Here is a 12,015-nt window from a genome sequence, read left to right as displayed (position 1 = left end):
AAGATGGGTAAGAAAACAGGATTCTTAGATTATGAACGTAAAACATCACGTGCTTTACCTTGTGAAGAACGTATTAAAAATTTTGATGAATTCCATATTCGTCTTTCCAAAGCTGAACAGATGAAGCAGGGGGCTCGCTGCATGGACTGCGGCGTTCCTTTCTGCCAATATGGTCAGAAAATTAAGGGCATGTATTCAGGCTGTCCTTTAAATAACTTAGTACCAGAATGGAATGATCTGGTTTATCAGGGACATTATGATCAGGCTTATAAACGTTTGATCAAAACCAATAACTTCCCTGAATTTACATCCCGCGTATGTCCAGCCTTATGTGAAAAAGCATGTACCTGTGGTCTTCATGGAGATCCGGTAACGGTTCATGAAAATGAATATGCGATTATTGAATATGCTTTTGAACATTTATTAGAAGAACCAAAACCACCACTAACAAGAGTGGGAAAAAAGGTTGCTATTATCGGTTCCGGACCAGCTGGCTTAGCGGCTGCGGATACTTTAAATCAGCGTGGTTATGAATGTCATGTGTATGAACGTGATGATCGCATCGGTGGTTTATTAATGTATGGTATTCCGAATATGAAGATCGAAAAACATATTATCGATCGCCGCATGTTTAAGATGAAAGCAGAAGGTGTGCGTTTCCATACTAATGCGAACATTGAAAGCAAACGTCAGGCCAAAGCCTTATTAAATGACTTTGATGCTGTCATCTTAGCGGTTGGTTCAAAACAGCCACGTGATATTAAGGTAGAAGGGCGTGAAGCCCCAAATATCTACTTTGCGGTAGATTACTTAACGCAGGTGACAAAATCATTATTAAATAGTGAATTAAAGGATAAGAAATATCCTAAAGGCAAAAATGTCTTAGTCATCGGCGGCGGTGATACCGGGAATGACTGTGTCGGCACGAGCATCCGTTTAGGCGCTAAGAGTGTGACGCAGTTAGAAATGATGGATGAACCACCACTAGAAAGAGCGGAGAATAATCCATGGCCAGAATGGCCATTAGTCAAGAAGACAGATTATGGTCAGGAAGAAGCAATTGCTTCATTTGGTCATGATCCACGTATCTATGACTCAACGGTAAAAAAATTCATCTTAGACGATAAAGGTGAAGTCAAAGCCGCAGTTGTGGTAAAACTGAAATGGGAATTCAAAGATGGCCGTCGTGTCATGAGTGAAGTTCCTGGCAGTGAACAGACGATCCCATGTGATTTAGTCTTAATTGCGGCTGGTTTCGTTGGGGCACAGCTTCCTGTTATGAAAGCTTTCAACGTAAAACTGGATGGCAGAAATACAGTGGAATGTGGGGAAAATGATCATCATACTAATATTGATCATCTCTACAGTGCTGGTGACTGCCGTCGTGGTCAGTCATTAGTTGTCTGGGCGATTCGCGAAGGACGCGATGTCGCTGCGGCTGTTGATCGTGACTTAATGGGTTATACACCATTAGATTCCTTATAAGAATAAAGGGTATAGGCTTAGAGCTTATACCTTTTTTGTTGAAGTACTTCAATGAAAAATTCAATAAGAAATGTGAAACTTCAATAAAAACTTCAATAAGAAAGTGAGAACTTCAATGAAAACTTCAATAAAAAATCGAGAACTTCAATAAAAACTTCAATAAGAAATATGAAACTTCAATAAAAACTACAATGAAAACTTCAATATGAAATTCAAAAAGCTAATATATTCTAATTGCTTAAATTACCTTTAAAATGGAAAAATAAATAAAGCTAAATTCAAAATAATATTAAAACTTCAATAAAACTTCAAGGAAAAAGCATCCCCGAAGGGATGCCGATTATATTCTTTCGGTAATGGTGACATGAATAGAATCACCTTCCGTTACTTGTAAGATTTCCCGAATAGACTTTCTTACCCCAATGATATAACAGATTTGACCTTTGTCGTCTTTAATACCCATGTTAACGATGCTGCCATCATAGGGGATCCCATTAAAGGTGGCGTGTACTTTGACGCGTCCTTTGCCAAATTCTTCTCTGATATTCCAAGGGAAGATCACATAAGCACCGCCTTTTTCAGGGACTAAATGTAATACTGTATCATATTCATATGTTTTCATCGTCCGTCCTCCTTTCCAATAATATTAAGGAATGCATGTATTGGTTTCAACTATAATAGTTATTTCTCAATATTATGAGGAAAATGGAAGAACTCTTTGAAAGAAGAAATCAAACTGATGCAGAAAGAGAATTGACGCTCTATTGGGATAGGATCTCTGCTTAAAAAAGTGAAAATTATTAGAGATGATAATTTGCATTTAATAGAAATGATATGTTATGAATTCTAAATAATAGAAAGTATGTATGAAAATAGTGATTTGATGCTTGCAAGAGGGTTTTATATGACTTGTCAGAGGCTTAGATTATCGATAAAATAAGGGAAAGGAGTGAAACTATGGAAAGAAAAACTTTATGGGAATCTTATTCAGATGAACAGTTTAAAGAAATGAATAAGGTTACCGATGATTATAAATACTGTCTGGATCATGGCAAGACAGAAAGAGAATGTGTCACTTTAGCGATTGAAAAAGCGAAAGCGGCTGGTTATGTCAATATTGAAGAGTGTATTGCAGAAAACCGCAGCTTAATGGCTGGCGATAAGGTTTATGCTGTTTATAATGGCAAGCTGATCGTTCTTTATCATATTGGGACAAATCCGATTGAAGAAGGGATGAATATCTTAGGGGCACATATTGATTCACCTCGTTTAGATATTAAACAGAATCCTTTATATGAAAAGGACGGCTTCAGTTATTTAGATACTCATTATTATGGTGGGATTAAGAAATATCAGTGGGTCACCATTCCTCTTGCTATTCACGGTGTCTTCGCAAAGAAAGATGGCAGCGTTGTGAATGTGAATATTGGGGAAGATGAAAATGATCCTGTTTTTACTGTTACTGACTTATTAATTCACTTAGCCGGCAATCAGATGAGCAAGAAAGCCAATGTTGTCGTAGAAGGGGAAAACTTAGACTTATTAGTTGGTTCAGCTACTTTAAATAGTGAAGAAAAGGATCAGATCAAAGCCAATACGATGCGTTTAGTCAGTGAAAAGTATGGCGTTGAGGAAGAAGACTTCTTATCCGCTGAATTAGAAATTGTCCCTGCTGATAAAGCCAGAGATTTAGGTTTTGATCGTTCGATGATCTTAGCGTATGGTCAGGATGATAAGATCTGTGCCTGGACGTCATTATTTGCGATGTTAGATATTGATACGCCAGCGCGAACTGCTTGTACGTTATTAGTTGATAAAGAAGAAATTGGTTCTGTAGGGGCAAGTGGGATGCATTCACACTTCTTTGAAAATACCACTGCTGAATTATTAAACTTAATGGGCTTATCTAGTGATTTAGCTGTCAGAAGAACAATCAGTCGTTCTAAGATGTTATCAAGTGATGTCTCAGCGGGCTATGATCCATTATATGCTGATGCGTTTGAAAAGAAGAATGCGGCTTTCTTAGGTAAGGGTATCGTCTTCAATAAGTTTACGGGCTCACGCGGGAAATCTGGATCAAATGATGCGAATGCGGAATATATGGCAAGCATCAGACGTGTTATGGATGATAACAATGTCCAGTTCCAGACGGCTGAACTTGGTAAAGTTGATGTAGGCGGCGGGGGAACGATCGCTTATATCATGGCTAACTATGGCATGGAAGTTATCGATGCCGGATTAGCTATTTTATGTATGCATTCGCCACAGGAAGTGTCTTCTAAAGTGGATGTTTATGAAGCGGTGCGCGCTTATAAAGCATTCTTAAATGATATGGATTAAAGGAAAAGCATATAACCTGATATAAGAGAGAGGAAGCGTTTGATTGTGAAAAGCGATCAGGGCTTCCTTTTTTGCTTTAGGTAAGTGTTTAATCGCATATTCCAGCTTGCTGGCCTGAGAGCGATCCTCACAGGTAAAGAGCGCTGCTATATATAAAGGATGATGGGATAAGGTATATTTAGCGGCCTTTGGGCTATGGGTAAAGTGTTCGTGCATGCGTTTTTCTAAATGATTGGTTATACCGGTATATAAGGTATCATCAACGCAACGTAAGATATAAATATAATACATAGGATCACCAAGGAAAGTATAGCATGAATGATGATTGCTTTCTTGTATACAATTTGAAATAAGAAATAATAGAGGCTGAGAAAAACAGGGTTCAGAAAAAATATTTTAATGAAAACGATTACAATGGCAAAAATTAAAAAGTATGAAGAAAAGGGCAAAAAAATAAAAATATTGTAAAAAAGTGCTTGCAATGGGTCCTGATTTTTTGTATACTAGCCTCGTTGTGAAACGCGAAGATGTGCGAGGTTGCTGAAACGCTGATAGCCGTTGTCATGAACGGAAGGGTGCTTCAGGTAATTCGTTCGGAGCGTTGTCTAACAAATAGACAAAGGAGGAACAAATCATGGCAAACAACAAAATCAGAATTAGATTGAAATCATTCGATCACAAGATCTTAGATGATTCAGCAGAAAAGATTGTCGCAGCTGCGAAAAAGTCAGGTGCACAGGTCGTTGGTCCAGTACCACTTCCAACTGAAAGAGAAGTTTATACAATCTTAAGAGCTGTTCATAATTTCAAAGATTCTCGTGAACAGTTTGAAATCAGAACTCATAAGAGACTAATCGATATTGTAAACCCAACCCCAGAAACTGTAGACGTATTAACACGTTTAGAATTACCTTCTGGTGTGGATATTGAAATTAAGTTATAAGAAAGGTAAGAGGTGTAACTCATGAAAGGAATCTTAGGCCGTAAGATCGGTATGACTCAGGTTTTCACTACTGATGGACGTTTAGTGCCAGTTACTGTTGTTGAAGCAACTCCTAACGTTGTTTTACAGAAAAAGACAACTGAAACTGATGGCTACAACGCAATTCAGGTAGGTTTCGAAGACAAAAGAGAAAAATTAGCAAACAAGCCAGAACTTGGACACGTTGCTAAAGCAAACACTGCTCCTAAGCGCTTCATCAAAGAATTTCGTTATGACGAAATGATGAGTTATGAAGTAGGACAGGAAGTAAAAGTTGACGAATTCGCAGCAGGCGAAATCGTTGACGTACAGGGAACTAGTAAAGGTCACGGATACACTGGTACAATCAAGAGATTTGGTTATCAGCGTACACCAATGGCTCATGGTGGTGGTCCTAACCACAGACATGCTGGTTCAATGGGTCCAATTGCCCCAAATAGAATCGCTCCTGGTAAGAAATTACCTGGTCAGTATGGACATGTTACAAGAACAGTTCAGAATCTTGAAATCGTTGCTGTTGATCCAGAAAGAAATGTATTATTAATCTCTGGTTCAGTACCTGGACCTAAAAAAGGTTTAGTTGTTGTACACTCAGCAGTCAAAGCAAATGGAAAGGTTAATGAAGCTAAGACATTAGTTTCATACGCAAAAGCAGCAGATGCTGCTGAATAATGAAGCGGAAGGAGGAAACACACATGGCAAAAGTTGCATTATTAAATCAGAAAGCTGAAAATGTTGGCGAAATCGAATTAAACGATGCTGTATTTGGAATTGAACCAAACAATCAGGCAATCTTTGATATGGTATTACTACAGAGAGCTTCATTAAGACAGGGTACTCATAAGGTAAAAGGTCGTTCAGAAGTTAGAGGCGGCGGTAAGAAACCTTGGAGACAGAAAGGTACTGGTAGAGCTAGACAGGGTTCTACGCGTGCTCCACAGTGGGTAGGCGGCGGAACTGTATTCGGTCCTACTCCTAGAAGCTATAAATTCAAATTAAACAGAAAAGTAAGAAGACTTGCATTAAGAAGTGCATTATCTCAGAAGTTAATTGACAATGAATTCACTGCTTTAGATGCTTTAGCTTTCGATACAAAGAAAACGAAAAACATGGTTGAAGTCATGAATGCATTCGAAACTCCTAGAAAAGCATTAATCGTCGTTGATGAAATCAACGAAAACGTTGCTTTATCTGCAAGAAACTTACCAAACGTTAAATTATTAGATGCTAAACACTTAAATGTTTATGATGTTTTAAACAGCACAAACTTATTTATGACTGAAGCAGCAATCAAAGCTGTTGAGGAGGTACTTGCATAATGGCACACATTACTGATGTATTAAAGAAACCTGTCTTAACTGAAAAATCTTTAAAGTTAATTCAAGATGAAAATAAATATACTTTCGATGTTGATGTTAATGCTAACAAGACTGAAATCAAACAGGCTGTTGAAGCAATGTTCAATGTAAAGGTTACTTCAGTAAACACAATGAACGTTCGCGCAAAGACTAAGAGAGTTGGTCGTTATGTTGGTAAGACTAACAAGAGAAAGAAAGCAATTGTCAGCTTAGCAGCTGATAACAAGATCGATTTATTCGGCGAAGAAGAATAATCTGATCACTTATTGGGAAATACTCGTCCCAGATATTCATTAAGGAGGATATACACATGGCTATTAAAGCTTATAAGCCAGTCACTAACGGTCGTAGAAATATGACTGCTCTGACAAAAGACGAAATTACTAGTCAGAAACCAGAAAAGTCTTTATTAACTACTGTTAGTAAAAAAGGTGGCCGTAACAACCAGGGTCAGATCACTACTAGACATCATGGTGGCGGACATAAGAGAAAATATAGAATTATCGATTTCAAAAGAAATAAAGATGGTGTACCTGGTAAGGTCGCTACCATCGAATACGATCCAAACCGTTCTGCAAACATCGCATTAATTCATTATGTTGATGGGGAAAAGAGATATATCTTAGCTCCTAAAGGATTACAGGTTGGGGCTACAATCATTTCTGGTGATGAAGCCGATATCGTAACTGGTAACGCATTACAGATGGGTAACATGCCTGAAGGTACATTAATCCACAATATTGAAATGCATCCTGGTAAGGGTGGACAGATTGCACGTAGTGCAGGTGTTTCTGCTCAGATCTTAGGTTTTGAAGGAAAATATGTTACTGTCAGATTATCATCTGGTGAAGTAAGAAAATTCCTTAAAGTTTGCCGTGCTACAGTCGGTGAAGTTGGTAATGAAGACCATTCATTAGTTAACATCGGTAAAGCTGGTCGTAATCGCTGGAAAGGTATCAGACCTACAGTTCGTGGTTCTGTTATGAACCCTAACGATCACCCTCATGGTGGTGGTGAAGGTAAAACTTCAATCGGTCGTAAAGCACCACTTACTCCTTGGGGTAAAAAAGCTATGGGTGTTAAGACTAGAAATAATAAGAAACATTCTACTAAATTAATCGTACGTAGAAGAAACGGTAAATAAGAGGAGGAGAAGAAAACATGGCAAGAAGTTTGAAAAAAGGGCCTTTCGTTGATGAACACTTAATGAAAAAAGTGGAAGCATTAAACGCTTCAGGCAAAAAAGAAGTCATCAAGACTTGGTCAAGACGTTCTACAATCTTCCCTCAGTTCATTGAACATACATTCGCAGTATACAATGGAAGAGAACATATCCCAGTTTATGTAACTGAAGACATGGTTGGTCATAAGTTAGGAGAATTCGCTCCTACAAGAACATTCAAAGGCCATGGCGATACAGATGCCAAAGGATAATTTGAGGAGGATAGAACATGGAAGCAAGAGCGCAAGCTAAAAACATTCGTGTATCTGCTCAAAAAGCCAGATTAGTCGTAGACTTAGTAAGAGGCAAGAGTGTCAAGGAAGCCTTAGGGATTCTTGAATATACGAATAAATCTGCTACACCTGCTATTATCAAGGTTATTAAATCTGCTGCAGCAAATGCAGAACATAATGAAGGTGCAGATAAAGATAAATTAGTATTAAAAGAAATTTATGTTGATGAAGGTCCAACATTAAAGAGATTCCGTGCTAAAGCAAAAGGTCAGGGAACTCAGATCTTAAAGAGAACATGCCACATCACTGCTGTGGTTGAAGAAAGATAGGAGGAAGAAAGATGGGTCAGAAAGTAAGTCCAGTAGGATTCCGTGTTGGTGTTAACCGCGATTGGAGTTCAAGATGGTATGCAGATAACAAAAATTTCGCAACATTACTTCATGAAGATTTAAAAATTCGTAACTTCCTTCAGGAAAAATTAGCTAGAGCATATGTTGCAAAGATCGATATCGAAAGATCTAAAAAGAGAATCAATATCTTCGTTCATACATCTAGACCTGGTGTTGTCATCGGTAAAGGTGGCGAAGCTATCGATGCTTTAAGAAAAGAAGTTGTTAAATTAGTTGGTGGTAAACAGGTTTACATCAACGTTGTAGAAATCAAGAACGCAGACACTAACGCTACATTAGTAGCTAAGAGAATCGCTGAACAGTTAGAAAACCGTGCGTCTTTCCGTACTGTTCAGAAGAGAGCTATTCAGTCAGCTATGCGCGCTGGTGCTAAAGGTATCAAAACTTCAGTTTCAGGTCGTTTAGGCGGTGCTGATATGGCCAGAGCTGAAGGTTATTCTGAAGGTGTCGTACCTCTTCATACATTAAGAGCAGACATCGATTATGCTACTGCAGAAGCCAATACAACTTACGGCAAGCTTGGTGTTAAAGTCTGGATTTGTAAGGGAGAAATTCTTCCTGGCAAAGTAAAGGAGGACAAATAATCATGTTAATGCCTAAGAGAACAAAATATAGAAGACCTCATAGAATTAAATATGAAGGAAAAACTAAAGGCGGATCTTATGTCGCTTTTGGTGAATATGGTTTAGTTGCTTTAGATGGTGCTTGGATCACTTCAAGACAGATCGAAGCTGCCCGTATCGCAATCAACCGTGAAATGGACCGTCAGGGTCAGGTATGGATCAGAATCTTCCCACACTTAGCAAAGACTAAGAAGCCTTTGGAAGTCCGTATGGGTTCAGGTAAAGGTTCTCCAGAAGAATGGGTAGCTGTTGTTAAACAGGGCAGAGTGATGTTCGAAGTTGGCGGCGTCAGCGAAGAAATCGCTAGAGAAGCATTAAGACTTGCATCTCATAAGTTACCTATCAGATGTAAAATCGTTAAGAAAGGTGAGTAAGTCATGAAAGTCGCAGATATTAGAAATATCGAAACTCCTGAACTTAACAAAAAAGTTGAGGAGTTCAAAAAAGAATTATTCAGTTTGAGATTTCAGCAGGCTACTGGCCAGTTAGAAAACACTGCTCGTATTAAAGAAGTAAGAAAATCTATCGCTAAGATCAAAACTGTTATTAGAGAAAGAGAATTAGAAAAATAGGAGAGATGAAGATGGAAAGAAATAACCGTAAAGTTTTAACTGGAACAGTCATCTCTACTAAAATGGATAAAACAATCACTGTTCTTGTAGAAACACATAAACAGGATAAAATCTATGGCAAACGTATGAAATCATCTACTAAATTCCATGCTCATGATGAAAATAATGAAGCACATGTTGGTGATATCGTTAAGATTATGGCTACAAGACCATTATCTGCAACAAAGCGTTTCCGTTTAGTAGAAATCGTTAAGAAGGCAGAAATCATTTAATTCTTCTGAAAGGAGGTCCCTCAAATGATCCAGAACGAAACAAGATTAAAAGTCGCTGATAATACAGGCGCTAAGGAAGTATTAGTAATTAGAAACCTTGGTGGTTCAACTAGAAAAACAAGCAACATCGGGGATGTCGTTGTTGCTACAGTAAAACAGGCTGCTCCAGGTGGTACAGTAAAAAAAGGTGAAGTTGTTAAAGCTGTCATCGTAAGAACTAGATATGGTTTACACCGTCCAAATGGTTCACATATTTCATTTGATGATAATGCATGTGTATTAATTAAAGATGATAACTCACCAAGAGGTACTCGTATTTTTGGCCCTGTTGCGAGAGAGTTAAGAGATGCAGATTTCATGAGAATCGTATCATTAGCTCCTGAAGTATTATAGGAGGAAATAAGATGAAATTACGTGTTGGTGATACAGTTATGGTCATCGCTGGTAGCGAAAAAGGCAAAACTGGCGAAATCTTAAAAATCTTACATGACAAAAACAGAGTCGTAGTTGAAGATGTAAACAAAGTAACAAAACACATCAAACCATCTCAGGCTGATCCTGAAGGTGGTATCCAGCATATCGAAGCACCAATCGATGCTTCAAATGTTGCTTACTATGACACTAAAGCACAAGCCATCGTTAAGATTGGTTATAAATTTGATGAAAACGGCAAGAAATACAGAGTGAATAAAGCTACTGGTGAAGCCTTAAAAGAAAATAAAAAGAAATAATCTAGGAGGCAACAATGAACAGATTACAGGAACGTTATAAAAACGAAATCAGTAAGAACTTAATGTCAAAGTTCAACTATTCTTCAGTAATGCAGCTTCCTAAGATGGAAAAAATCGTGATCAACATCGGTGTTGGTGACGCTGTTAATAACTCTAAGTTATTAGACGAAGCTGTAGAAGAATTAACATTAATTTCTGGTCAGAAACCAATCATCACAAAAGCTAAGAAATCAATCGCTGGTTTCAAGATTCGTGAAGGCCAGGAAATTGGATGTAAAGTTACATTACGTGGCGAAAGAATGTATGAATTCATGGATAAATTAATCTCTATCTCTTTACCACGTGTACGTGACTTCAGAGGTGTTCCTAAGAACTCTTTCGATGGTAGAGGTAACTACACTTTAGGTGTTAAGGAACAGTTGATCTTCCCTGAAATCGATTTCGATAAGGTCAACAGATTAAGAGGTATGGATATTGTATTCGTTACTACTGCTAAGAGCGATGAAGAAGGTTTAGCATTATTAACTGAATTAGGTATGCCTTTTGCTAAGTAGGAGGACAAAGTAAACTATGGCAAAAACATCAATGAAGATTAAACAGCAGCGTCCTCAGAAGTTCGCAGTTCGTGAATATACTAGATGCGAACGTTGTGGACGTCCACACTCAGTAATGAGAAAGTTCAAGCTTTGTAGAATTTGCTTCAGAGAATTAGCTTACAAGGGCGAAATTCCTGGTGTAAAGAAAGCAAGCTGGTAATAAGTTAGATATCCCAGGAAGGAGGACAAGCAAATGGTAAACGATCCTATTGCAGATATGTTAACAAGAATCCGTAATGCTAATCAGCAGAAACATGAAGAAGTATCAATCCCTACTTCTAAGACTAAAGTTGCTTTAGCTGAAATCTTAAAGAATGAAGGTTTTATCAGCGGATATAGAATCGAAGGTGAAGGTGTTCACAAAAATATCGTGATCACTTTAAAATACAAAGGTAATGAAAGAGTAATCACTGGTTTAAAGAGAGTTTCTAAACCAGGTTTACGTCAGTATGCTAAGGTGAATGAAATTCCTAAGGTATTAAATGGTTTAGGTATTGTCATCTTATCAACTTCTCAAGGGCTTATGACTGATAAAGAAGCTAGAGCTAAGAAAATTGGCGGAGAAGTATTAGCTTATATCTGGTAAAAACAAAAATAAACAGGAGGTAATACGATGTCTCGTATTGGTTTAAAAGTCATCAATGTACCTGAAGATGTAACAGTTAATGTCGCTGCTGATCATACTGTCACAGTGAAAGGCCCTAAGGGAGAATTATCTAGACAGTTCAGTGATTTAATTACTGTCAATGTTGAAGGTAATGAAGTGAAATGCGTTCGTGCAAACGATGCAAAACATACTAAACAGTTACATGGTACAACTAGAGCATTAATCGCTAACATGGTTGAAGGCGTTAAAAACGGTTTCGAAAAGAACTTAGAAATCGTTGGTATTGGTTACCGTGCTCAGATGAAAGGTAACAAATTAGTTTTAAATGTTGGTTTCTCTCATCCAGTAGAAATGGACATTGAAGAGGGTGTCAAAGTAGAATGCCCTAGCGCGACTCAGATCAAGGTATCTGGTATCTCTAAAGAAAGAGTCGGCGAAGTTGCAGCGTCTATCCGCGCTGTCAAGAAACCTGAACCTTACAAAGGAAAAGGTATTAAATATGTTGATGAACATATTATTAGAAAAGAAGGTAAGACTGCTGGTAAGAAATAATTAGCAGCAATCTTATAAAAGGAGGAAATAAG

The 12,015-nt window shown here is 37.9% G+C and carries 21 protein-coding genes; 19 read left to right on the top strand and 2 right to left on the bottom strand.

Going from position 1 to position 12,015, the window contains the following annotated elements; genetic code table 11:
* Window positions 1–3 precede the first annotated feature (3 nt).
* Window positions 4–1,485, top strand: coding sequence for a glutamate synthase subunit beta (locus tag SG0102_RS12390; RefSeq protein ID WP_125120218.1), 1,482 nt, complete (start codon window positions 4–6; stop codon window positions 1,483–1,485).
* Between the two features lie 340 nt (window positions 1,486–1,825).
* On the opposite strand, the gene SG0102_RS12385 is transcribed toward SG0102_RS12390, so the two are convergent.
* Window positions 1,826–2,107: a DUF1905 domain-containing protein gene (locus SG0102_RS12385; RefSeq protein ID WP_125120217.1), complete on the bottom strand. Its 282-nt coding sequence runs from the start codon at window positions 2,105–2,107 to the stop codon at window positions 1,826–1,828.
* 335 nt (window positions 2,108–2,442) lie between these two features.
* Between SG0102_RS12385 and SG0102_RS12380 the strand changes: the two genes are divergently transcribed.
* A complete protein-coding gene (locus SG0102_RS12380) occupies window positions 2,443–3,825 on the top strand; it encodes an aminopeptidase (RefSeq protein WP_125120216.1) in 1,383 nt (460 codons plus the stop codon).
* Here the strand turns inward: SG0102_RS12380 and SG0102_RS12375 are convergent.
* Window positions 3,808–4,116: a GIY-YIG nuclease family protein gene (locus SG0102_RS12375; RefSeq protein ID WP_125120215.1), complete on the bottom strand. Its 309-nt coding sequence runs from the start codon at window positions 4,114–4,116 to the stop codon at window positions 3,808–3,810. The two genes, SG0102_RS12380 and SG0102_RS12375, sit on opposite strands and share 18 nt — an antisense overlap.
* Before the next feature lie 343 nt (window positions 4,117–4,459).
* On the opposite strand from SG0102_RS12375, the gene rpsJ reads away from it, so the two are divergent.
* From rpsJ to rplF, 17 genes are read left to right on the top strand one after another with little or no spacing between them, the layout of a single operon-like run.
* Window positions 4,460–4,768: a 30S ribosomal protein S10 gene (gene rpsJ, locus SG0102_RS12370; RefSeq protein WP_125120214.1), complete on the top strand. Its 309-nt coding sequence runs from the start codon at window positions 4,460–4,462 to the stop codon at window positions 4,766–4,768.
* Window positions 4,769–4,789: 21 nt separating this feature from the next.
* On the top strand, window positions 4,790–5,479 hold the full coding sequence (rplC, locus tag SG0102_RS12365) for a 50S ribosomal protein L3 (protein WP_125120213.1): 690 nt from the start codon (window positions 4,790–4,792) through the stop codon (window positions 5,477–5,479).
* 23 nt (window positions 5,480–5,502) lie between these two features.
* The gene (gene rplD, locus SG0102_RS12360) at window positions 5,503–6,126 is read left to right on the top strand and encodes a 50S ribosomal protein L4 (RefSeq protein WP_125120212.1); all 624 of its coding nucleotides are present in this window, start codon (window positions 5,503–5,505) and stop codon (window positions 6,124–6,126) included.
* On the top strand, window positions 6,126–6,419 hold the full coding sequence (gene rplW, locus SG0102_RS12355; protein ID WP_125120211.1) for a 50S ribosomal protein L23: 294 nt from the start codon (window positions 6,126–6,128) through the stop codon (window positions 6,417–6,419). The genes rplD and rplW overlap by 1 nt, the downstream gene beginning before the upstream one ends.
* Window positions 6,420–6,475: 56 nt before the next feature.
* The gene (rplB, locus tag SG0102_RS12350) at window positions 6,476–7,309 is read left to right on the top strand and encodes a 50S ribosomal protein L2 (RefSeq protein ID WP_125120210.1); all 834 of its coding nucleotides are present in this window, start codon (window positions 6,476–6,478) and stop codon (window positions 7,307–7,309) included.
* A gap of 17 nt (window positions 7,310–7,326) precedes the next feature.
* Window positions 7,327–7,599 (top strand): 30S ribosomal protein S19, encoded by a 273-nt coding sequence (rpsS, locus tag SG0102_RS12345; protein WP_125120209.1) that lies wholly within the window; start codon window positions 7,327–7,329, stop codon window positions 7,597–7,599.
* A 17-nt stretch (window positions 7,600–7,616) separates the two neighbouring features.
* Entirely contained in the window at window positions 7,617–7,949 is a 333-nt protein-coding gene (gene rplV, locus SG0102_RS12340) for a 50S ribosomal protein L22 (protein WP_125120208.1), read from the top strand.
* Window positions 7,950–7,960: 11 nt separating this feature from the next.
* Window positions 7,961–8,614, top strand: a complete 654-nt coding sequence (gene rpsC / locus SG0102_RS12335) for a 30S ribosomal protein S3 (protein WP_125120207.1) — start codon at window positions 7,961–7,963, stop codon at window positions 8,612–8,614.
* 2 nt (window positions 8,615–8,616) lie between these two features.
* Window positions 8,617–9,027 (top strand): 50S ribosomal protein L16, encoded by a 411-nt coding sequence (rplP, locus tag SG0102_RS12330; protein ID WP_125120206.1) that lies wholly within the window; start codon window positions 8,617–8,619, stop codon window positions 9,025–9,027.
* Between the two features lie 3 nt (window positions 9,028–9,030).
* Window positions 9,031–9,225 (top strand): 50S ribosomal protein L29, encoded by a 195-nt coding sequence (gene rpmC / locus SG0102_RS12325; RefSeq protein ID WP_125120205.1) that lies wholly within the window; start codon window positions 9,031–9,033, stop codon window positions 9,223–9,225.
* 11 nt (window positions 9,226–9,236) lie between these two features.
* Entirely contained in the window at window positions 9,237–9,497 is a 261-nt protein-coding gene (rpsQ, locus tag SG0102_RS12320) for a 30S ribosomal protein S17 (RefSeq protein ID WP_125120204.1), read from the top strand.
* A 24-nt stretch (window positions 9,498–9,521) separates the two neighbouring features.
* Window positions 9,522–9,890 (top strand): 50S ribosomal protein L14, encoded by a 369-nt coding sequence (gene rplN / locus SG0102_RS12315; RefSeq protein ID WP_125120203.1) that lies wholly within the window; start codon window positions 9,522–9,524, stop codon window positions 9,888–9,890.
* Between the two features lie 11 nt (window positions 9,891–9,901).
* A complete protein-coding gene (gene rplX, locus SG0102_RS12310; RefSeq protein WP_125120202.1) occupies window positions 9,902–10,228 on the top strand; it encodes a 50S ribosomal protein L24 in 327 nt (108 codons plus the stop codon).
* A gap of 14 nt (window positions 10,229–10,242) precedes the next feature.
* The gene (rplE, locus tag SG0102_RS12305; RefSeq protein WP_125120201.1) at window positions 10,243–10,782 is read left to right on the top strand and encodes a 50S ribosomal protein L5; all 540 of its coding nucleotides are present in this window, start codon (window positions 10,243–10,245) and stop codon (window positions 10,780–10,782) included.
* 16 nt (window positions 10,783–10,798) lie between these two features.
* Window positions 10,799–10,984: a type Z 30S ribosomal protein S14 gene (locus SG0102_RS12300; protein WP_125120200.1), complete on the top strand. Its 186-nt coding sequence runs from the start codon at window positions 10,799–10,801 to the stop codon at window positions 10,982–10,984.
* A gap of 33 nt (window positions 10,985–11,017) precedes the next feature.
* Entirely contained in the window at window positions 11,018–11,410 is a 393-nt protein-coding gene (gene rpsH, locus SG0102_RS12295) for a 30S ribosomal protein S8 (RefSeq protein ID WP_125120199.1), read from the top strand.
* Window positions 11,411–11,437: 27 nt separating this feature from the next.
* Entirely contained in the window at window positions 11,438–11,983 is a 546-nt protein-coding gene (gene rplF, locus SG0102_RS12290; protein WP_125120198.1) for a 50S ribosomal protein L6, read from the top strand.
* Window positions 11,984–12,015 lie beyond the last annotated feature (32 nt).

The sequence above is a fragment of the Intestinibaculum porci genome, assembly GCF_003925875.1.
Taxonomy (GTDB): domain Bacteria; phylum Bacillota_I; class Bacilli_A; order Erysipelotrichales; family Coprobacillaceae; genus Intestinibaculum; species Intestinibaculum porci.
Note: the sequence above shows the minus strand (reverse complement) of the source record. Positions and strands in the feature narration are given on the sequence as shown.